Annotated in this window: 11 protein-coding genes; 3 read left to right on the forward strand and 8 right to left on the reverse strand. The window is 50.1% G+C overall.

Translation table 11 applies throughout. The features are described from left to right. Window positions 1–280 precede the first annotated feature (280 nt). The 8 genes from AC5RDV_RS05860 to AC5RDV_RS05895 all read right to left on the reverse strand — a co-directional run bounded on the left by AC5RDV_RS05860 (window position 281) and on the right by AC5RDV_RS05895 (window position 19112). Window positions 281–4378, reverse strand: a complete 4098-nt coding sequence (locus AC5RDV_RS05860) for an ATP-binding protein (RefSeq protein ID WP_282748558.1) — start codon at window positions 4376–4378, stop codon at window positions 281–283. A gap of 152 nt (window positions 4379–4530) precedes the next feature. Next, complete coding sequence (locus AC5RDV_RS05865) at window positions 4531–7608, reverse strand: alginate lyase family protein (RefSeq protein WP_282748557.1); 3078 nt, start codon at window positions 7606–7608, stop codon at window positions 4531–4533. 70 nt (window positions 7609–7678) lie between these two features. Beyond that, on the reverse strand, window positions 7679–9136 hold the full coding sequence (locus tag AC5RDV_RS05870; RefSeq protein ID WP_282748556.1) for a glycosyl hydrolase family 28 protein: 1458 nt from the start codon (window positions 9134–9136) through the stop codon (window positions 7679–7681). A 204-nt stretch (window positions 9137–9340) separates the two neighbouring features. After that, complete coding sequence (locus tag AC5RDV_RS05875) at window positions 9341–11224, reverse strand: glycoside hydrolase family 97 protein (protein ID WP_282748555.1); 1884 nt, start codon at window positions 11222–11224, stop codon at window positions 9341–9343. 26 nt (window positions 11225–11250) lie between these two features. Then, window positions 11251–13152 carry a glycoside hydrolase family 97 protein gene (locus AC5RDV_RS05880; protein ID WP_282748554.1) on the reverse strand — a complete coding sequence of 634 codons (1902 nt, stop codon included), beginning with the start codon at window positions 13150–13152 and terminating at the stop codon, window positions 11251–11253. A gap of 62 nt (window positions 13153–13214) precedes the next feature. Next, entirely contained in the window at window positions 13215–15071 is a 1857-nt protein-coding gene (locus tag AC5RDV_RS05885; RefSeq protein WP_282748553.1) for a beta-L-arabinofuranosidase domain-containing protein, read from the reverse strand. A gap of 32 nt (window positions 15072–15103) precedes the next feature. After that, entirely contained in the window at window positions 15104–17644 is a 2541-nt protein-coding gene (locus tag AC5RDV_RS05890; protein WP_282748552.1) for a glycoside hydrolase family 31 protein, read from the reverse strand. Window positions 17645–17747: 103 nt separating this feature from the next. After that, a complete protein-coding gene (locus AC5RDV_RS05895; RefSeq protein ID WP_130892566.1) occupies window positions 17748–19112 on the reverse strand; it encodes an MATE family efflux transporter in 1365 nt (454 codons plus the stop codon). 729 nt (window positions 19113–19841) lie between these two features. Here AC5RDV_RS05895 and AC5RDV_RS05900 point away from each other — a divergent pair. The 3 genes from AC5RDV_RS05900 to AC5RDV_RS05910 all read left to right on the forward strand — a co-directional run bounded on the left by AC5RDV_RS05900 (window position 19842) and on the right by AC5RDV_RS05910 (window position 24246). Next, the gene (locus tag AC5RDV_RS05900; RefSeq protein ID WP_282748551.1) at window positions 19842–21428 is read left to right on the forward strand and encodes an O-antigen ligase family protein; all 1587 of its coding nucleotides are present in this window, start codon (window positions 19842–19844) and stop codon (window positions 21426–21428) included. A gap of 78 nt (window positions 21429–21506) precedes the next feature. After that, the gene (locus tag AC5RDV_RS05905) at window positions 21507–23450 is read left to right on the forward strand and encodes a transglutaminase-like domain-containing protein (RefSeq protein ID WP_282748550.1); all 1944 of its coding nucleotides are present in this window, start codon (window positions 21507–21509) and stop codon (window positions 23448–23450) included. Between the two features lie 127 nt (window positions 23451–23577). Beyond that, window positions 23578–24246 (forward strand): hypothetical protein, encoded by a 669-nt coding sequence (locus tag AC5RDV_RS05910; RefSeq protein ID WP_282748549.1) that lies wholly within the window; start codon window positions 23578–23580, stop codon window positions 24244–24246. Window positions 24247–24331: the final 85 nt, after the last annotated feature.

The raw sequence follows: 24331 nt of genomic DNA on the forward strand, positions 1-24331 counted from the left end.
AATACAACGTTCCAAAATTATATGATTCATTCCATACAATATGGGACAAAAAATAACAAATGATTGGACAATTTCTAACACCGCACATAAGACACTCATAACCACATACATAAGATAGCGAAAAAGATAGCATAAAACCCTTGAATCAATCTCAGGAGAATGAAAAATCATTTGGCTGAGATTGATTTTTCATTCTCCTGAGATTAAAAATCCGTTTGGCTGAGACCGAAAATCCACCCCATGCACAAAGGGTTTCACACGACAATAAAACAAGACATTTTTAGGCTTTAGGACTTTTGTTTTCCCTCTTGTTCGCTTCACGGTATTGCGTAGGTGTCATGCCGAACTCTTCCTTGAAATAACGGTTGAAGTATTTGATGGTGTTAAACCCTACCTTATCCGCAATCTCCGCCACGTTATATTGGCTGCCCGCCAACAACTGGGCGGCACGTTTCAAACGGACGGAACGGATGAACTGAAGCGGTTTCATGTTCAAGATGACCGTCAGTTTTCGGTTCAAGTGTGTCTTGCTCAAACCGAGGTCTTTGCTCAAATCCTCCAAAGAATACTCCGCATTGCCCATGTTTTTCTCCACGAAAGCCAAAGCCTTCTTCACGAATTCTTCATCTAAAGACGTGGTGGTTATCTCGCTCGGAGTGATTTCAATGTTTTTCCTGAACGTTTCCTTCCTCGCCTCCCGTTGCTCGATGAGTTTACGGACACGGACCTGCAACAGCTCGAAATTGAAAGGTTTCGAGATATACGAATCGGCACCAGCCTTGTAACTTTCTATACGTGCGTCATCCGACATCTTGGCCGTCAACAAGATGAAAGGGATATGGGAAGTATGAATGTCATTCTTCATCCGTTGGCAAAAGGCTATGCCGTCGCACCGAGGCATCATCAGGTCCGAAATGATGAGGTCGGGCCATTCCTCACGCACCATTTCCTCCCCTTCCACGCCGTCCCCGGCTTCTACCACGTCGAAATCCGCACTGAGTTCATGAACCAAATAAGCCCTGAAATCCGCATTGTCTTCCACGACCAACAGCTTTTTCTTCCCACCGAACGGCTCTTCGTCTTCTTCTCCGGCCGACAGGACGGAAGCTTCCACCGTCTCCTTGTCCTCCCCGTGCGGCACGGTGGCTTTTTCGTCGTGCTGCAAGTCTGCCGGCAAAAGAACCGTAAAAGTGCTGCCCTCACCAGGCCGGCTGTCCACCGTAATCTCTCCACCGTGCAAATCCACATAGCCCTTGACCAGATGCAAACCTATCCCGCTGCCCGGTTGGGTCTTGTGGCCGTCCTCCACTTGGTAGAAACGAGTAAATATACGCTCCTTGTCCCCTTCTTCCATGCCACACCCCGTATCCCGAACGGACACGGCTACATATTCACGCCCGTTGCGGACCGAACTTTCCACGCCTACGCCTATGCAACCGCCCGAGGGGGTAAACTTCACCGCATTGGAAAGCAGATTGTTCACCACCTTATAGACCTTGTCATGGTCATAGTTCATATAAAAATGCTCCACCTTGCTTTCAAAAGTCAACGTGATACCTTTTTCTTTCACAAGTCCGCGAAAAGCCTCGACAGCATCCCTGACGAACACGACCATATCCCCCATGCTGACCGACAATCTCTCCCCCCGCATCTCCAATTTCCGGAAATCCAACAACTGGTTCACCAACTGGAGCAGTTTTTCCGCATTACGGTAAATCACGGTCAGCCTCTGTTTCAAGTCCACGTCGCCCTGCTGTTTGATAAGTGTCCCGAGAGGTGTCAGGATCAGCGTGAGGGGCGTACGGAATTCATGACTTACATTCGTAAAAAAGCGCAGCTTCATCTCTTCCAGATGCTCCTGCTGCTTCCTGGCGTTTTCCCTGCGCTCCTCCATCATCTTTTCCTTTTCCCGGCGCACGTACATCCGTGAAAGCCAATAGACCACGCCAATAGCTACAAGGACATACACCGCCATGGCATAATAGGTTTCCCAAAAAGGAGGATGCACGACAATGGACAGCCGGGCAGGTTCCTTGCTCCACACCTTGTCGCCATTGGCCGCATACACTTCAAACTCATACGTCCCGGGACGCAAGCCGGTATACACGGCACGTCCAAGGCTGGCGGCACGGGTCTCCGTCCATCCCTCTTCATAATTTTTCAACCTGTATTTATAATAAGTGTGGGACGGGTTGGCGTAATTCAACCCGGAAAATGCTATGGATATGAAATTCTCATCATAACGAAGTTCTATCTTGTCCGTACGGGTCATGGGGGCAGACAAAACGACATGTCCCTCATATTCTTCTCCCACCCGGACGGGTGTATTGAAAATACTAAGCCCTGTCAGGATGGGGCGGTTGGCAGCTTCTTCACACACCATGTGACCGGGATTGAAATAATTAAACCCGTGTGCCCCTCCGAAATAAAGCATCCCGTTTTTCGCTTTCAGTGCGGCATGATCATAAAACATCCCGCTTTGCAACCCGTCCGGCACACCGAATGCCACTACGGAAAAACGATACCCGCCTTTTCCCTCTTCACGGGGAATAATCTTACATATACCATTCAGGGTCGAAGCCCACACTACCCCGTCACAGTCCTCTAAAATGGAAGAAACCGTATTGTTCGGCAACCCTTCGGACATCGTGAGCAAATAAAGACGTTCCGTCTTTTTATCCCAAATCCGGATGCCGTCCTCCGTGGCAAACCATTGCAAACCGCGTGCGTCGGTCAGCAAGCCAAAATATTTTATGCCGGATTTATAGTATTTATCTTTACGTGTATCGGGAATCCGAACTTCGTCTTTTCCTGCGTCGTAATAAAACAAGCCGTTGTCCCCCAACGCGGCAAAACAATCTTTCCCTGTGGGACAAAGAGAAAGAATCAACTTAAAGTTCTTCAACTCCGGATGCCGTTCATGCAGCATAAACTCAATGGTTCCGTCCTCCGGGTCCAACAGCCCCACGCCGCCATTCACGCTGACCCAATAATTTCCATGGGAGTCTTCATACAATGCCCGCGACACATTCTGCGCCACGTCCTGCTCGGAATCGCCTTGGCTTCTTAAAAAATGCTTACACCCCCCCCCGCAAATTTGGTAAAAACCTTTTAAAAAAGTTCCCACCCACACATTTCCCTGACGGTCGCGGGAGAGCGACAAGACCAATTCATTGATTTCATCTTTAAAAACCTGTTCCACCTCATGGGTTTCCGGATGGAAACGAAACAGGCCTTTGCCACTCCCCACCAAGATTGTGCCATCTTCCTCCTCAAGGAAGCAGCGCACGGATTCGTTGGTGATGTAAGAACTTCCGGGGCATGTCTGTGCCAACTGGAATTTCTGCATGCCGGGGTGATGATAGCACAGCCCCTGAAATAACGTGCCGACCCAAAGCCCGCCGCGCGGATCTGCCATCACGGCATAAATGTCATTATGGAGCCTTCCGCCGTTCGTCAAGGCCATGTCCGGCATCTCGGACACAGAAAATGTCTTCCCGTCAATACGCCGCAGGCCACTCCGCGAAGTCCCGGCCCAAACATTCCCGTCACGATCCATGTCCATGCAAGTAAAGAAGTTGGATATGCCGGATATGCAGGCCACATCCTTCCACTCCCGGAGTGTACGGTTATAAAAACAAATGCCATTGTTGTACATCAGCCACAAGTTCCCCGCCGAATCGGGATGCAAATAAAGCCGGTCTGTATATCCATTGATAATCCCCTCGAAGCGTGAATCCTGAAAAAGGAACTCGGAAGAAGTATAATCCCAACAACGGATCAGGCCGCTATCATACACGATCCAACAGAAATTCTTATATTGGGCCAATTCCAACGGAACGCCGTAGCGGCGCGTGAACTCGCTGTCACCACGGTCTATCACTTTTTTCTCTTGTTTCCGGACATCATAAAAAAAGAACGTATTGTCCTCTGTCAGGAACCAATAATTTTTAGCATCGTCAATGAAAAGGTTCTTCAACCTCTTGTCGATTCCCATGCTTGCCAACTCCCCTTGAATATCATAATTGAAAGTGTTCGCCTTCAAGTCCAGAAGCAGCAAATAACGCAGTTCCTTCATCCACACACGATCCTGCCCGTCATAATACTCTTTCGGCGGACGGGAATATGTCCACACGTACTTCCGGTCTTTGTCGTATGGAAAATACTCAAACGATGCCCCATCGTAAATGTTCAATATCGAGGCCGTCCTTATCCCGACACGCCCGTCCGGGACCATGCTCAGGCCACGAATCTGATTGTCGGACAAACCGTCCGGCACATCTATCAAACGAAACTTATACTGTTCTACCGCCCTGCACGGAAGTGCAAGACAGATACAAGACACAAATGCCCAAAACATTCTTGACATGTTCTTCATAATCGTTCCACGTTCTTTATGTGACGTTATTTTTCGTTGGTATTAATATATGCAAATATACTTCAAAAAGAAAGTAAACCCTATCAAAAAAACAGAAAAAAAGAGCACGTATCAAAAAAACACGTGCCCTTGTTCCTTACGCCCCACAGCTTTCATTCTATCGACAAACCATCAAAAACCACGCTGCCTGCGGCCTTGCCGCCGCCGAAGCTACCTGCCACCCCGACATAAATTTCCCGGGGCATTTCCACCTCCTCGGAATGCACATAAAACCAGTTCACCCCATCTGTGGACTCATACGCATAAAAGACATTCCCCACCCGTGCCAACTTGAACCAGGCAGGTATCCAAGTATAAGTATTGCCTATGGCAAAACGCCTTTCACCACCGCTCTCCTTGCGGTATCCCATACGGGCAAACCTCCGCCCCCAATGGCCAAGCGTCATCGTCACGGCCGTGGCATCCCCCTTTAAGGCTGCCCTTAACATCAAGCCGCATTCTTCCGTATTCCCGTCCATCCTGTTGATACGGCACGACACGGCAAAGTCTCCTGCCACTTTCCGGTACAGGTATGGAGCATTGTCCGACAGCGCGTCCACGGCCGCCGAACGGCAAGACAGGCGATAGGTACCTCCCTGCACGCCGGCATAGTCTGCCCTGCCTTCCTCCACATGGCCTACCTCTGCATAAGTCCATCCGGACGGGCATCCTGTCACGGATACGGCTTTCACCCTCACACTCTCCGAAAAACGGCTCGTTCCGGCCTTGTTGACCGCCGCCACCCGATATTCATACGTCTTGCCTTCTTCGATACGGGAATCAACAAACCAATGGGTCACTTTCTCCTTGTATACCCCGACATCCCTGAAGTCATCCCGGCCTGCTTCCGAACGCTGTATCACATAACCGTTGGCGAAATACTCCGCAGAGGGTTCCCAATCCAGACGGATTTGCCCGATGGAGGCTTCTGCCCGCAATCCCGTGGGCACTGCCGGTACAGGCAAGATAGGATAGTTGGAAGGACGTAATGAAAAGGTCAACGACCCATATCCGAAATGGTCTTTGCTACCGTGTTCCGGACGCAAAAGCTCGGCCATCCTCTTGGAATAAGGTGCCGGTACGCCTTTCAACACTTCATAATGGTTGTATATCATCTCCCAAACCGGACGGTCCTCCAATTGGCCCAACCCGTTTACGGAAGGCCAACGGTTGTTCAGCCCTTGGCTGTTATTATAATAAGTGAAAGGGACACCGCGCATCTGGTTGTGACGTGCCACGTATTCGGCCCCGGCCAACAGGCGGTTGCTGTCGTAGGCAAACAAGTCATCTCCTTGGTTCCAGGCAATCTGGCAGAACGTAGCCAAGAAACCTACTCCCAGTTGGGCATGCTCTTGGTCGCGCCCGCTTTCCTGCCATTGCCCGAGCACCGTTCCATCTTCCATCCGGTGCAGATAAGGCACGGCATTACGGATGCTTCCGTTCCCCAAGCCGTGCTTGAAATAGTCTATCCCTTCGCGGTAAATATCTTCGCGGTCGCACAAAACACCGATGGCCAACAAAGCGACCATGTTGCATGCATCCCAGTTCGTCCAACAATAATCCACGTGGGTACCACCGTGCGTACGGAGGAAATCACGGCTCACGGGGTACAAATACTCCACCATCATGGCCTTGAAACGTTCAAAGTCGGCCTTTTCCCATAGCGGGCATGCCCGCAGCACTTCTGCCGCCATGGCAAACTCCCCGATGGGGATGCCCAAAAGCCCTTGGTCTTGCCGCGCCTTCGGCACTTGATTCACGGTATTCGCCCAAGCATTACAAATATTTATGGCACAACGGGCATTCGCCTCATCACCGGAAATATACCAACGGATGGCATTCAGATAAGCCGCATGGGCTTCTATTGAAGCCTTCTGGCGGCTGTCGCCCATGTTGGCCATCGGGCGGGCCGCAAACGTCGATTGCGCCCAAGGATCCTTCTGTAACTCCGCCCAACCTTCTGCCCAAGGATGCTGCCCTTCGGCCACCATCGCCTTCATACGCTCCAAATCGGCCAAGGTATGCAAACCGCCGGGATGCACAAACTTACGATGATCTGCCTTCTCATTAAACAAAAGCGTCCCGAAACCCGGTTGGTCACGGTCATACCCTTCCGGCCTGATTTGTCCGAGCACCTGTCCCGTGAAAGGCATAGGAAGCCCCATCCGGTTCACATAATGGTTGTAGGCTATGTCGAACACGTACATGTAGCGTCCGCGTGCCTTCGGCGACACTTCCTCCCAATCGCAGTACTTCCCGGTAATGTCCGTCCATCTCACGAAAGGAACATCGTAACCCAAGTTGTAACGCGCCACATATTCATATCCTTTCAACAGGCGGTTATCCTTAGCGGAATATAAATCATCCCCCTGTTGCCAAGCCAGTTCACATACCGTGGCCATTGCCCCGAGTCCCAGCATGCAATGGCTTTGGTCGCGCCCGCTCTCCTGCAGTTGGCCGGTTTCCCCGTCGATATAATGGGCCAATGTGCCGTTGTCGTACCCGTCAAGGTAGAAAGCCCGTGCCTTCTCATACATTTTCCGGTCATCCAGATGGATGGCTGCCGCCATATAAGTCTTGGTCACGATAGCCCCCCAATTCCCGTTCGTATAAGGGTTACGCTTATAGAACGTTTCCAATACGGGGAGGAACACTTTCGTGAACATCCGCAAAGCACCTTCATAATCCTCCGCAGGCATCTTACGCCACGTATGCTTCAACGCTTCAAGTGCATAAATGATTTTAAAACCTTCCAAACCGGCCAACAAAGGAGCGTCGTTCGTATCGGGTATGCGTTTCAGGGTGCGTGCATAGGCCGTCAATACTTCCGCCGCCTTACGGGCATGTGACTCATCGCCCGTGATACGCCACATCAGCGCATTCAAATAGGCCGCACTGAAGTCACGCTCCATTCTCGATTTGGTATAACCGAATTTACCGTCACGCGCTATGGTATCGAACGGGCCTTCCATTTTATAATCCGACTGTGCACACGGATGTTTTTCCAACAACAGATAGGAGGCATAAGCGTCGTCGTTTTTCCCTTTCACCAAACCACGGATTTGTTGCATCCGTTCTTCCGTATGCAACACACCGGGGTGCACGAAAGCTGCCGCAAGCACAGGGCACGACAGCAATAGGAATCCCAAGAACAGCCATAACCGGCCTATAACATTCTTCCAACTTTTCATGGTTTTACAATTTTTCATTTCAAAATACAGCCGACAAATATAGCGAATTTAAAAACACCATACGGCATCTCTACCTTACATTATTCGTCATTGCACCCTCTGTGGACACAAACGTCACATCCTCCACGTGCGGCCCCACATATATACCCGCCATGTCACCGGTGTTATACCAAGCCGGTTTACCGGGCATGTCGTCCGTAATCAGCTGTCCGTTGATGCGCAGGTTCTCGAAACGCACGTTCCTGATTTTCCTCTCCTCGTCATATCCCTCGATAATAGACAACTCAGCCCGGTTTCCTTCATAAGAGACATCTTTAAACGTGATATTTTCAATACCCCGTCCCGGTGCCGTACAATACTTCTTATTATAGAAAATACGCAAATTGACCAATGAGCCTTCACGGAAATTCTCCACGCGGATATTTTCAAAACGGACATCGCGGACCAGATTGTTGTCTCCGGCATTGATGGACATGCACCCCTGGTAATTCAACTGCTTCTCCCGATGGTCCAATATGTCGATATTGACGTAATTCAAATCCTCAAGCACTTCCGGATTCTTCGTGTCACCATGGATGCCTATGAATATGGGATGGGCCACATCTGCCCAAAGCGTGGAGTTTTGCATCGTGACATGCTTGCAGCCTCCCTTGAATCCCAAACGTGTGCCGTACACCGTCGTGCAATCGTCCGAGTTTCGGCAGAACACCCCGTCGAACAACACATTGTTGCTGGCAAAGACATTCATCCCGTCTCCCCACCCGTAATAGCTGATAGCCTTCACATTGCGGATGGTCACTGCATCCGAGCCTCCCGTAGCGCACTGGGTAGTGGCAATGCCTTCCACCAGTACATTACGGGAGTTTGCTATACGGATGCCTCCTTTTACCTTATAATCTATAATACCACGTCCTATCAATTTCACATCCCGCACGCCCTCAATGAGCACACGCCCGTTCAGTACGGCACCACCGGCCAAGTAAACAGTCTGTCCGGATTCCACCTTCACCACACCATCCTTGGGCGTATGGTAACCCGGGCCGAAGTAGACCACATTACGGTCTTTTTTTCTTGGGACATCCACCTCCACCGGATTGGCAAACAGGTGCAGGTTATGAAAAATATCACCGTTCACTTCCACCGACAAGTTGCACGGCTTGTCCAAAGTGAACGTCAGCTCCTTTCCTTTCAACTGAAAAGGTATGCCGTATGACAAAGGACGAATCCTTGCACTGTCCACCGCTCCTTTGTTATAAGTGACTTTCACCTCCACCTTTCCCGAGAAGTCGAAAGTCGCCATCGAAGCCTTTTCCACACAATGCAGCGTCCCCCTCACTTCATCCACGCAAACCAAATAAGAAGGTACGTTCCTCCATTCCCCGTCTCCTTGACGCACTTGAACCGTAAAATCATCATTCAACTCCGCTTCCTCCGGTGCAGCGTAAGTCACCAAAGAAGACGAGGCATAGCATGCAGCACTTCCCGTCATCACCATAAAGGCCATCAAAAGCCAATGTCTTATTTTCATTCCGTTTCCATTATTGATTTCCGGTTGCAAATATAGCCCAACCCCAACAAACAGGATGGGACAAATCGAAACAAAAAAGGGGCTTAAAATCTCCAATTCAGAGAAATTAAGCCCTTTTTTATCATGTCAACCTACCTTTATGGGAAAAACATGCCGGTTACCGGCCATGCCCTCCTTCCGGTTCCTCCCCAAAAAGCGGGCATTTCAATAACACCGTCCGACGAATCCTCCGCCAGCCCGCAACTTCACTTTCAGCACCTCTTTCTTCGACACCTCACGTTCTTCCCGTACCACGGAAGCAAGTTCTTTCCCATCATGCAGGAAAACCGCTTGTTTCTTCTTTTTCAGGAAATCCAACGGTATCTCAATCTCCCGTTCCTTGTCCCCGTTCATCACGCCTATCCACCACTCTTTCCCTTTCCGGCGGGCATAAGCCACGACCTCCCCCATTTCCGTACAGGGAAGTACAAGGGTCTCGTCCCACACCGTGGGCACAGCCTTGAGCAAATCCACGAAAGGACTTTCCAGATAATACGAATAATGGTCGGAGAAATGAGTAACCGGCGACAGGAATACTATGGCTTGGGCAAACTCGTGCGCCCAAGAGTATCCGCCTGTAGCCAACTCTTCCGGATTCAACGTCACCGGCGTGACATCAGCCGGCCCCGCCATCAAGCGCGTAAAGGGCAAAGCCACGTAATGCGCCTGCGGGAGTACACGCCTGTAACGCCGGATTTGGTATTCATTTCCTCTCACCGCCTCACGCGTGATGTCATTGGGATAAGTCCTCGAAAGCCCCGTGGGCTTCACGCTGCCGTGGAAATTCAACAACAGTCCCAGTTCCGCACAATCCTGCATGCCTCCCATATACCATTGCATGATTTCCGCCGTAGCCGTCGGGATAAAATCAATCTTGATACCGGAGGCCCCGATGGCCTTCACCCGTTCCAGATAAGCCCTCCGCGACTTTGCATCGCGCATCTCGTTGGAATTGACCCAAACCAACGACTTCACACCGACACTCCGTCCGTAGTCAATCACCTCCTTAAGCAATTCCCATTGGTCCTTGCCGTCCTTATGCCAATTTCTCCACCCGTCATCTATCAGGTAATATTCCCAAGAAAGTTCTGCAGCCGCATCGAACCAAGCCTTTTGGTCCTCATAGCGCGGGGCACCCACGCTCCACCATTGCCACAGGCACCGTCCGGGCTTTACCCACGAAAAGTCACGCCCCTCTTCCGGCGACGGGCACAAGTTCGTCAACAAGTCGGAATTCACCAAGCCGGTCAAATCGGATGCAATGATGGCACATCTCCAAGGAGAAACGTCCTTTCCTTTATATTTCCCGGCCAAGACCTTTTCCGACTCATCCGGCAGGCGCTTGATGTCCCATCCTTTTTCCGAGGAGGGAAAGCATGACTTGAAACCATTCCCCGAACGTGAAAAGGCCATGTCGGGAAAGTCTTCGCAATCTGCCTCCGTAAATGTCATATACCCTTCTGGCAATTCAACCGTAAGCGGGCCGCATACGTATTCGTTTTCCGGCATCTCATCCATCCGGGTGACATAAGCTTCCTTCTCATAACCTATGTCATAACCCGCCCACGCCACTTTCTTCACGTTCCGGGGCACATTCCAAGCTGTATGTTCCCGCTCTATGCGCCGGGCATTTTCAGGCAAGACGTAACGTACGGCCACACCGTCGTCATACACCCGGACCACAAGGCCGTAACGCACCCCATCGGCCGACAACGGCAACATGGCTTCCACCGCTTTGTCCGACGCCATGGCATGATGTCCGAACAGAGGGTATTCCGTCTTGAATTTCTCCACTTCGGGTTCTGCCGCCAACGACACATTCCGCCCAAGGTCCTTCCCGTCCACGACAAGCCCCAAGCGCGATGCCTCCAAGACCTCAACCTTACCTTTCTTCACGGAGTAAACCAACTGGCCTCCGTCCGTATCCACACAGACTTCAATATTCTTGCCGGGACTGCATAAACGAAGCAAATTGTCCCCTTCGGCATAACTCCCCCACGTGCAGGCACATAACAGCATGCAAGCCCTGCCCCACATTTTATTTACCATATCTTTTTTCACCTATTTAATAATCTCTACTTGATAACGGCCACAAAACCTCCACGCGGCAGGCAATCTACCGTCAAGGCTTTGTTTCCTTCCGGGACGGGCACGTTCTCTTCCACCACAAAGCCCTTGCCGTCGGCATTGTCCTTAAAGCAAGACACGTTCCGGCCTTTCCCAAGGTCAAGCCGCCCCAACGGCACTCCTATCTTCCGGCCTTCTTCCGTACCGTTAATTCCGGCTATATACCATATATTCCCTTTACGACGTGCCATCACCACATATTCTCCGGGATAACCGGCCAACAACTTCGTATCGTCCCATGCCGCAGGCAAACCGGATAGCAAACTCCTCACCTCTTCCGGCAAGCCACGATATACTTCCGGACGGTCGGGCATGTGCTGCAAAGCCGACTCGAAAAGGACAGGAAGTGCCAGCTCGTGGGCATAGGTCGTGATGTGCGGGTTTTGGGAATCAGAGAAAGTACCGGGCGTGTAATCCATCGGACCTATCACATTGCGCGTAAAGGGCAACGTGGCATTATGGGCTGCAGCCCGTCCGGTCAATGTCCCGTTATTGTTGTACCATTCCGCACCATAAACCGCTTCCACCGACATCATGTGAGGATAAGTCCGCTGCCATCCCCTCGGTATGGCAGCCCCATGGAAATTCACCATCAGCTTATGCTTGGCCGCATCCTCCAACAAATCGATATAATAATCCATGGAAGACACGCTGTCGCCGGCAAAGAAATCCACCTTGATGCCATACACGCCCAATTCGTTCAACCATCCGAATTCCTTTTGGCGGTCTTCAGGCTTGTTCAGACGATACAAGGGCGTGGGTCCCAACCACTGCGTACTGGAATTGTACCACAACAAAGGCTTTACACCGCGTTCCTGCGCATACTTCACGGCAGCCTGCAAATCGCCGCCGTTCGACATCTGGTCCCATTCCCAATCAATCAGACTATAAGGCCATTTCATGTCGGCAGCAAGGTCGAAATAAGCTTTCAGTTTTTGGAAATCCTGTGTCCCGTGGTTCTCTGCCCAATAAATCCATGAAGCCAAACCGGGCTTTATCCATGAGGTATCCTCCACCGTTGACGGGTCGGACACGTCGGTCACCAACGTAGACTCCACCACGTCCGACAACCGCCCTATGACCAACACCCTCCAAGGTGATTCCCATTCCTTGTCCATGGCCTGCTTTTCACTAAACAAACGCACGCGATAATGGTCGGCACTGTCGGCATTACACAAGAAAGAACCGCAATGGCCGCGCCTGATATTGGCTTCCGTCACCAACATGAACACGGTATCCCTTAATTGCACCAAACCGGGATACCCCCATTTGTCAGCCGAACCATTCTCGCCCCGGCCATCCGTGGACAAAGGATAAAAACCTTCATACCCCAAAGTGTATTGTTGCATCCAACGTTTCGCGCCCTTAGGCACATCGTATGCCGTATATTCGTCCACCACATACTCTTCCGGCGATACGGACTTTACCCCATACTTGAAAGCCACGCCGTCATTGTAGGCCCGGACGGTCACATCCAAGATGTTACCCTCTTCGTTCTCGAAAGAATAGACCTTTTCAGTCCCATGGTTCACACAATGGCTGCGTTTTCCTGTCGGCATCAGGTAATCGTCCTCTACCGGCTTGGCTTCCGTCACGCTTTTGAATTTCAGGTTCCCTGCATACTTTTGCAAGTTGGTCTCTATCCCCAAATCCACCAACGGCAACGCACGCGTCCCGTCATAAAACACCGATAGGGCCGCATCGCCATAATGCTCCTTGTCGAGTCCGGTCAACTCCACCAACACATGCTTGTCCGGGGAACGCACTTCCTGCATGTCCTCTATCGCACAGGAACAAAGTCCCGCAACAAGGCCTAAACACCATCCCCATTTCAAAACTCCAGTCTTCATTCTCTTCTATTTTTATGATTTCACATTTTAATATACTCGCAACCATCGCCACCGTACAATTTTCAATAATTCCGTATCGTGGCATATACACCGTAAGACTCTTGGTCCACGTCGAACAAGGGACGGAGCCGGAACTCATTTACTCCGTTACGCAAGACAAACCGGTTGGGTTCACCGTCCACGACCGAAAGCCCTTGAAGCACCTCGTCCTTGCTTCCCTTCAATATCACTTCGCTACGGGTTTCAAAAGCCAACAGCATCGGGCCGTAGAACACGGCAAACATGTTCTCCTTGTCCGGCATGGACTGCAGGCGGAAAGCGTAACGGAAGTCCACACGCACCCGGTCTCCATCCTCCCAACGTCTGGAAAGCTTCAGGAAAGAAGAAGGCCGTACCGACATGCCCTGTTTCTCACCGTTTACATACACCTCTGTCCCTTCGGCCCAAGCAGGTATGAACAAGTTCAGGGCGAACCCCGCCGGACGACGCACTGAAACAGTAAAATCCGCCACCGGCTGCAGGGGAAATCCCCCTGTCTGTTCCAAAGCCACCTTTTTGGATGCCCAATGCAATTTGGACGGCACATAAAGGTTCACGTACACATCCGAACCGTCATGGTAATAAATTCCGCTGTTCAATTCCGCAAAAGCCTCTATGCAAGACCCACTGCAACAGAAGAAATCATTCTCCTTCAAATATTTCTTATTGCGCGGCGAACCCAAAGGCAAATGGTAGACATACGCTCCGGTAGACCTGCTTTGCACGGGAAGCACCCCGTTGTAGAACATGTTCATATAGGCATCCGCATAACATGGGTCGCCTGTCCATCCGAACAGGTAAGCACTCAGCTTCTGCGTATTGTGCGTCACACAACTTTCGGCAATTTCGCGCGTCAAGGTGTTACACAAATGTCCGGGTTCCCCCCAATGTTCCGCTGTCAGCGAGGTCGGCGTGACGGCTACCGGTCGCGGACCGCTGCTCGTCCCGTTCACGTATGCATGCCCCCGTTGGAGGATGTCCCAAAAGTGCATGGCCGCCTTCTTGTATTTTTCTTCGCCCGTCACCTCGTAACGGCGGGCAAAGCCATTGACCAACACGATATGCGTATTGGCATGCAAGCCTGCCAGGATGTCCTCGTTCCGCACCAACGGCTCAAGGAACCAGGCCGGGTCGAAACAAGCAGCCAAGGCCAAATGTTTGGGATTGCCCGAAATGCCGTACAGTTCATAGAGCACCTCATTCATGGCTCCCGCCTCATTTTGCGGGTTCGCCTCCACGGTGTACATCATCCTCTCGATACGTTCCGGAGAAAGCTTCGACATCCGGCCTTCCACATAACCGGCCAAAGCCTCCACCATACCGTAAGCCTTCCGGTTGCCCGTTTTCACGTAAGCGTCCAACAAGCCCTGCAAAATCTTATGGAGCGTGTAATACGGTGCCCATACCCCCGTAAAGCGTGTTTCCAATGTCTCGAAGTCTTTTTCCGAGAAGGCACTCAAATAACCGTTCCCATGCGCTTGTTGGCATTTGTACAGCTCATCCACCATATACTCCAACCGTTGGGAAGCCCACCCGTCCCCATATCTCTCGGCCAATACCGACAATGCCGACAGGTAATGCCCCGTGAAATGCCCCCTCAGCCCGACACCGGGGGATTCCCATCCCTCCAATGGTTTTGCCAAAGACGGAAGCCCGGCCGTGACCCGGAAATTATGCAACAGCCTGTCGGCCTCGACAGACTGAAGGTAAGCCACATCCAAGTCTTCCCGCTGCTTGATCCAAGAAGCTTCCAGTTCCACCTCTTTACCGGAAAAAGGACGCAATTCCACCACGGAAGGAGATTCTACTTTCCCGTTTCCCCACACTCCGGACTGGCACAGCCCGAAGCCGATAAGGACAGACAAAATACGTTTTTTCATGATACCTGAACCTCGTTATACTTTATTTCCTTTCACAACCGGCATTTCAACTCTTTCCCTTCGTAGCGCACAAGTTTTCCGTCCGTCCGTTCACCGAGGGCTTCCGTACCGTCAGCCACCACGACCCTGAAACGGCGTGTCTTTTCCATGCCTTCGAAGCCGCCCCGGCGCTCCCCGAACGTCAACACACGACGCTTGTCATTCCACTGCAATTCAATGGTCGAGAAACAGCCTTGTTCATAATCGTAATTGTCTCCTTCATCTTCATACAACACAAAACGGGCATCCCGTCCCGGATAAACCACGATGGTGAGTTCTTTCCCCGGCAATTCACCCGTATGCTGTACCACCGGCCCCATCGGCACGATGGAACCTTGGCGCACGAATAACGGAATCTTGTCGATGGGGGCATCGGCCGTGACTTCACGCCCTCCTTCATACTTCTTACCGGTCCAGAAATCCATCCAGTCCGCCCCCTCGGGCAAGTAAACGGTACGCGATTTCGCCACATCCTGCAACGTCACGGAACCTTTGTCGTAATACATCGGACGGGTCACGGGACAAACCAGAAAAGCCGGACCGAACATGAACTCATCCTTGATGTCGTGCACACGGGCATCTTCCGCAAAATCAAAAGCCAACAACCGGCTCATGGTATAATCCTCCTGCGTGACCTTTCCGGCCAAAGAATATATATAAGGTATCAGGCGGTAACGCAAACGAATCATGCGCAGGATGCTGTCATAAAAGGGTTCGCCCGGCTCGCCGAACCGCCAAATCTCGCGCGGAGTGTCCGTACCGTGGCTGCGGAACAAAGGCAGGAACGCCCCGTATTGCAGCATGCGTACATAATATTCGCGGTAACCCATATCGTCCACGCCCCGGTCGAAATCCCCGGCACGGAACCATTCGCGTCCACCTCGCGTGAAAAACGAACCGATGTCCACCGTCCAATAAGGACAGCCCGTGGCCATGAAATTCAGTCCCTGTGGTATCTGTTGGGCGAACGACTTCCACGAAGCATGGGTGTCGCCGTTCCATGTAATGGTGGCATAACGCTGCTGGCCCGCATAACTGGAACGGGTCAGGTTCACCACACGTTTACGATCCGTCGTGGCACGTTGGTTTTCGTACAACCCTTTGGAATGGTACAAAGAAAAAAGGCAACTGCGTTCCGCACCCAACACAGCATCCAACAAGGCCAAATTGCCTTTCCAACGCTCCTCATGGCTGTCCCACCCGTATCCTTCCGGCATCGCTCTCCAGTCGGCATCCAAAGGTTCCGTACAGTCGCACCACCATGCATCGAAACCGTTTCCGAAAAACTCCTCATTGGCATAATCCCAATAGCGCGCCCGAGCCAGAGGGTTGAAAGCGTCATACACGGAATGCCCCAACATGAAGCCACGCTCCGCGAGATCCTTCGTCTGTGGGCAATTCGTCGGATTGGGCCAGATGGAAACCATAAGCTTGGCATCCAAGGCATGCAACGAATCGGCCAAATGGCGCGGGTCAGGATAAAAACGGCGGTCCATCTTCATGTACCCCCATCCCTGAGGCCAATAGTTCCAATCCTGCACGATGACATCCATAGGCACCTGCCGCCTGCGGTATTCCTCCGCTACATCCACCAGTTCCTCCGAACTCCGGTACCTTTCCTTGGATTGGATATACCCGAACATGTAACGGGGGAACATGGGAGACTGCCCGGTCAGGTAACGGTATTGCGCCACGACTTTGTCCATCGTGCACCCTTTCATGAAATAATAATCCACCTCATTGGCCGCCTCCAATTCCACGAAGCTTCCTTCAGGAGCGTCCTTGTACACCATGCCGCATCCCGCATCGAAAAGCAGGCCGTAACCGGCCGTGGAATTCAAGACCGGCACCATCTCCTTCAGGTTGTGCTGGCACAGGTACATCGTTTTCCCACGCAGATCCAAGTAGTCTTCCATGTGGCATCCCAAACCATAGAGGGCTTCCCCCTGCGCCCACTGGAAATGGTTGCGGAATTTCCAACTCCTCCCCACCGTATCGCGCCGAAGTACGTCCATCACTTCCTTTTCCCCGTCTGCCGTCTTCACGATACGTTTGCTCTGCGGGTCATACACAACATTTTCCCGATAGGTCTGTTCGGCCTCGCGCGGCCGTTGCGGATTTTCCGACAACAAAGTACGTCCGGTACGCCTATCCTTATACGTCAAGGCATACGAGCCAAGGTCTACCCATACTTCAAGGCTGTCCGAGCGCAAAGAAAGCCTGCCGTTCTCGCGTTGCAGCCGGAAAGGAACTTTTTCTTCCTCGCGCCCCGTGCACACGATGGTGCCGTTGCCCAAAAAGGCAGGCTCGCACGTGTAGCGGACCCGCACGATGTCCGGACGGACAAATTCCACCCTCATGCGCCCTTCCGGAGTCTGGAAATGCACACCGTTGCGTTGGACTGCATAGCCCTCCCCCTCTGCCATTACCGGGAAATGGCACATCAAAGCCATGCAGGCCACAAAGACTCCCTTGCAGGAAACGGAATAACGGAATTTACTCCTTTTACCTTGATTTATTTCCTTAAAATCCATATTTGTTTGTTTTTCTAACCACAACGCAAAGTTAAGGCATATCCTTTAATCATTATAGGACAAAAACATACAAATAATAGGATTTAAAAGCACATTTCAAGCCCTAAGCAAGGCGACGGGGCATCTTCCGCAGGATCCTCGGGAACTGCCATGCAAATATCAGCGTGCAGCACACGGCGGCAGTGGCATCGGATATGCCCTCGGCCGCGAACACCCCCATCATGCCCATGCCGCGTGGCAAAAGCAAAGCCAAAGGCACCAGGAGGATGACCTTACGGAGCAAGGCGATGAACACGGACACCTTGGCCTGCCCGAGTGCCACGAACATGTTCTGGCAAGCCCGTTGCAGCCCGAAAATGGTCATTCCGGCCAAAAACACGGGCTGCGTCTGTTCCACGGCTGCAATAAGCTTCCCGTCGGACGTGAAAGCGGAAGCCACCAACCCGGGAAAAAGTATCATGAAGAGCACCAACAACAAATTGAACGTAAACATGACTTGGAGCACAATCCGGAAACAGTCCTTCACGCGTTGGCCGTTCCCATGCCCGTAATTGTAACTCACAATGGGGATGAAGCCTTGCGAGAAACCTGTCAGCGGCACGCTGACGGCCAGCATCGCACTCTGCATGATGGCCAACGCGCTGATATAGATGTCTCCATAGGTCTTCAGGCTGCTATTCAGCACGAAGCCCACAAGGCTCTCCGTACTGGCCATGATGAACGGCGAAACGCCCAAGGCAAGCGTGGACAAGACCACCTTACGGTCGGGACGCATATACCTGCGTTCCAACCTCAAAGTGGCTTTCCGCGAAGTCAGGAAACGCACCACCCACAAGGCACTGCATGCCTGCGAGATAATAGTAGCCAAAGCTGCCCCTTTCACACCCATGCCGAACACAAAAATAAACAGCGGGTCGAGACCGATGTTCAGCAACGCACCGATAATGACCGAGCACATGGCAATGCCGGGCCGCCCCTGGGTGTTGATGAAAGTGTTCAGCCCCACCGAGACCTCGACGAACAATGTACCCAACAGATACACCGAGAGATAATCCGTCGCATACCCTATCGTATGTTCCGAAGCCCCGATGGCCATCAACATGGGTTCCATGAAAAGGTAGGCCGTGGCAGAAGTCAGCACCGTGAACAGCAGCAACAATACCAGTCCGTTCCCCAGGATTTTACCGGCACGCACACGGTCGCCCTGCCCTAAGGCAATGGCCGCCAACGGCGCACCTCCGGCTCCGACAATGGAAGAAAAGGCCGAAATCAGGATGATCACGGAACTGGTCACACCGATACCGGCCAACGCGTCCGTACCGATACCGGGAATATGGCCGATATAAATGCGGTCTACGATGCTATACAACAAGTTCACGATTTGGGCAGCCACAGCCGGGAGGGCCATACGGAACACCAAAGGCAGCATGCGATCCGTGCCCAACCGCTCTTCATACAGGTTATTCATGCGTCTTCTCTCTTATAAATTCGTGCAAAGTTACAAATTTCACACAGACTGACAGAATGACAGAGCAAAGTTCATATTGACTTTTTGTATCTTCCACAGCCACGAGATTCGGATATTCCGCCCCGAATCCGGTCGGGACGGAAAATAACGCAGCCATACGAATTTCCGCCAAGCCCAAAAGTCAGGGACAGAGGCTTATTCCTTCCTTTCCGGCACAAGCCCATTCATTTTCTCCGCATGTGCCTCGCTTTCAAGGTCAAGAAAAACCGTTCCGGCTTACATTCTGCCACATCCGACATGACCATAAAAACTTTCCAAATAAATCTCCCGTCCTCGTCCCAAGCCGGCCTTCAGCCCTCTCAAAGCCGGTTCCAGTACCGGAAAAGAGCCTCTGTTCCCGTGACATGCGGACAAAACGGAAAAGACATGCCCGTATAAAAAAATCAATCTCTTGAAACTGATTTTTCATTGTGCTGTAATCCGTTTGCCGTTATGCAGTATTTATGCAGGAAAACACTTTAAATCCGCATATTTATACAGATTGTTTTCATGGATTTGCCATGAACGTCTTTTTCTGATGTCAGGAAAAAAAGGCATGAAAAGACTTTCTGAAAGCGAAAAACAACGTTTCATACCAAAATGTCCCTGATTTCGGTAAAAAATGGCCTATACTTTCCCCTGATAAAGTTCTAACTTTGACGCATGAAGACCAAACCCTTGAAATGTACAATGATAAAGAACATTTATACCTTGCTATATGGAGGGTTAATTTTTGCTTGCGCGTTCCCCTCCATGAACATGTTCTACGACCGGTGGAACACTCCAAAATGGCTATGCACCCTCTTCTTGACAGGATTGCTTGCCGTATGCACCGCCATACTTGGACATAACCGGAAAAAGACAAGCGACTTTTCCCATTTCTCTGTATGGAGCGAAGCCGCTACCATGATTGTCACACTGGAATGCCTTTATGCCCTCATGTTCCTATTCAAATACCCGACGACATGGCGGATTGGAATAGCCGGAACGTTTGACAACCCCGCCGGACTGGCATTTTTCTTATGCGCCCTCCTGCCCTTCATCTCAGGTATGGCCTTACGCTTCCTAAAAGATAATGGCAAAAGAAACATATACATAACAGTCGCCTTACTCGCAGGGACAACCGTCGTGCTCACCCACTCGCGCACCGGCATACTGTGCCTCGTGGCATATATCCTTATGGCTCTAAAAGATTATGGCAAGATTTCCATACGCCCGACATGGAAAACCATCATCCCGGCCATTGCCCTCACAGGCTTCTCCATCTTGTTTTTCAAACCGGAATCCACCTCTGGACGAATGTTTATTTTGGAACAGACATGGGAACTTATCCGTAAAAGACCTTGGAGCGGATATGACACAGGAGGCTTCGACCGAGAATACATGAATCAGCAAGCGGAGTTCTTCAAACAGCATCCCGAAAGCCCGGTAACGATGTTGGCCGACGAGACGGGACACCCATTGAATGAATTCGCCTACCTATGGGTGGAACATGGCATCGGTGCCCCCTTGGTCTTACTCCTTTCATGGGCAGGGTTATGGCATGTCCTACGAAAAAGAAAAGACATATCCTCACAAATAGGCTCTTACACGCTCATTCCCCTATTGTTGTTCGCCTTGTTTTCCTACCCGTTCAAATATCCTTTGGCCTGGATTGCCGTAGGATGGTGCGTAAGCATAGCCGGAAAGACCTACTTCAAAGCTTTTTCCCATCGAAAAAGCCTGAGGGCTTTGGCCACCTTTTGTCTTGCTTCCATCGGAATAGGCATAGGAACATACCTCGCCCATGCACTTCCGCAAGAAAAAGAATGGGGACATGTCGCCCGAGAAGCCCTCAAAGGAAAGGGACAAGAAATGATGCCCCGGTACGCACGCCTGTACCCACATTTCTCTCATAATCCGGAATTCCTATATAATTATACGGCTGAACTATTTCAAGCCGGACAAACGGAGAAAGCATGGCATACAGCACAAGTCTGCCGGAAACAATGGAGCAAGTACAATTTGGAACTACTAACCGGAGACATTTGCCGGGAACTCCGAAAGGATGAGGAAGCCGTCTGCCACTACCGACAAGCGGCTTACATGTGCCCCGTAAGGTTTGCTCCGTTGGAAGGCTTATATTATGCCTACCGGAACATCGGGGACACCATCCGTGCCGACTCCATTGCACAATTCATACAACAAAAAAAAGTAAAAATCCCCTCATACGACGTTGAAAGGATAAAGAAGGAAATCAAGCCCAAAAACGAACTGATGTTTCAAAATGACCCATGATTGGTTACGAATCATCCCATTCATTCTTCTAAATATTTCCTTTCTTTGCCCAAAGGAACATGAATTTCACAAAAAATGATGAAGAAGCTATTGCATTTTTTCATTCTTCTATGTATGACCACCGGGATTGCAAACTCCTGCAAAGAATCCGGACTTGACCGTTCCCTGTCACAGGCCGGAAACAACCGTAAGGAACTGGAAGCCGTCCTGCGGCATTACCGGAACGCCCCACTAAAACTTCAGGCCGCCCGTTTCTTGATTGAGAACATGGATGCCCATTATGGTTTCGGCGGCGAAGCCGTGGAAGAATACTACCATGCCATGGACAGCATATTCCGCCACGGGAAAGGTGACCGAACCTATTGGAACCGCCAGTACGATTCCATCCTCGCACAAGTAGGGACAGGCTTGGACAGTTGCATGTCCGTCCCCCTCTTCGACATTGAACATATCAAAGCCGATTTCCTGATAGCGCATATAGACAGCGCTTTTGCCGTGTGGAACCGGAACTGGAACCGGCAATACAGTTTCGACATGTTCCTACGTTATGTCCTGCCTTACCGGATAGGGCATGAAGGGTTGAGCTTGTGGAGGGGCAACCTATCTATGGCAGCCTTGGAACAAGAAAGTTATAAACAAAACATATTCAATTCAACATACGTATACGAAATAGCGAATACCATATCATGGCTACTTAGACCTGCTATTTATTATCCCTCACGCCACCTCCCGAATTTTCCACTTGACAAATTGCCAAACCTAAAACTTGCTTCTTGCCGAGAATATGCCCACTTATGCGCAGCCCTATTCCGGGCAAGGGGAATACCGGCCACTGTAGACTTCGTTCCGCAGTGGGGAAATCGCTCCTTGGGACACGTTTGGTGCGTGTTTTTCCCAAACAACCAAACTTCCATACCGGTTGAACTATGCGAACCGTTAGGCACGGAATTCATGCGTAGACGAGAAGACCGACTTCCCAAAGTTTTCAGAAATACTTATGAAAAAAATCCCTATTCACTATATGTGCAGAACAAAGAACGGGACTCCCTACCCTACGTTTTCAATACACCTTATATATTGGACGTGACAGACCAGTATGTAGAAACATCAGATGTAGATGTCCACTTATACAATCTGGACTATGATACCCGTTACGTATATCTTTCCGTCTTTAACGACCAAAAATGGAGCATCGTACATTGGGCAAGAAAGAAAGGTACAAAAGCTCGTTTCACCAAATTAGGACGCGACATCGTGTACCTTCCTGTATACTTCATACAAGGTCTGACCATTCCGGCCGGCAACGCATTCCTATTAGACCATGAAGGACTGAAAACGGATATTCAGCCAGACATATCCAAAAAAATTTCAGTCACAGTAAAACGTAAATTCCGAGATACGAAATCTAACCACTTCCTACAAGGAGTTATCGGAGGAAAATTCCAAGTAGCCAACAGAAAAGACTTCAGAGACTCCATAACCCTATACGACATTCCCCGAATCGAAGACAACCGTTACCATAAAGTCAACACCAACATGTCACAACCTTATAAGTATTTCCGCTACTTGTCACCAAACTTGTCACGCGGCAATATGGCGGAATTATACGTTTTCAATGAAACCGGAGATACTTTGCGCCCTCATGAATATTTCGGCAATTTACACACACGCCCCGGTATGGGCATTGAGAATCTGTCTGACGGCAATACTTTATCATATTATGAATCCCACGACCTATACAACGTGTGGTATGGATGGGAATTTGAAAGCCCCTCACAAATTAGCCAGATTCTTTTTCTTCCACGGAATGACGATAATTTTATCCGAGAGAAAGAAATATACGAACTATTATATTGGGACAATGGAGAATGGCATTCTTTAGGACAACAAACTGGAAACTTTAAATCCGAGTTAGTTTTCAAAAACGTACCTTCAGGAGCATTACTTCTTCTACGGAACCATACAAAAGGAAAAGAAGAGCGTATTTTCACATACCAAAACGGAAAACAAATTTGGAGATAATGAATCTATGTTAAACCCTTTAAAAACAAGAGCCAATGGAATAAGTAAATGAAATACAGTAGTTCAGTCAACAGAATACGACCACTACACTTATCAAATCAAGTAATTAATTTAAAAGAAAAAACAAATGAAAAAGTATATAGTCATCCTTTTTATCGCCCTCATTGGCGGTGCATTCATCTGGAGTTGTTCCCAAAATGACTTAGATAACGGGCAACCCATTTATCACTATTCGGCAGAACAGCTGGCCGAAATCCGTGCATTGGCCGAGGAGTATGACGTACCTGAAGTCAAGTATGCCACAGCATCTGAAAAAGGTCTACCTACAGTAGAAGAGATGAAAGAAACTTTCCTATTATTCAGCATGATAAAACACTCGTTAACACAAACTATGGAAACCATAGACTCATCTGAAAACCATATTCGCTATCGCACAAGACACCCTATGTTCAAACGAATTTACGTGGAGGGAGAAGGGTATACAGGTGATGCTCATATAGAGGAGTCTTATAATATAGATTTTGAAAGTGGTAATACCTATAGCTGTTGGTTAATTATTGATGTTTCATGGACAAATGCAACTGACAAAAACCAAAATGTTAAAGTAGAAGCTAAGATAGAAATGGATTCAGGTTTAGCAGAACGAGTTGACGTGAGCAATGAACAACTAAGTTGGCAATGGATTGGTGCAACAGGACTCCAAATTGCATATTCATGCGAATTACGTAGAAAAGGAAGCACCTCATCAAAACCATATTATAAAGTTACATATTTCGATGTCATCACTATTAATTAACAATAGCATCTATTTATTGTTACTATTTATCGCAGTCCCCACTTTTCCCAAAAGTGGAGACTGCATTTACCCCCCACAGCATCAA

The sequence above is a fragment of the Paraprevotella sp. genome (assembly GCF_986071375.1).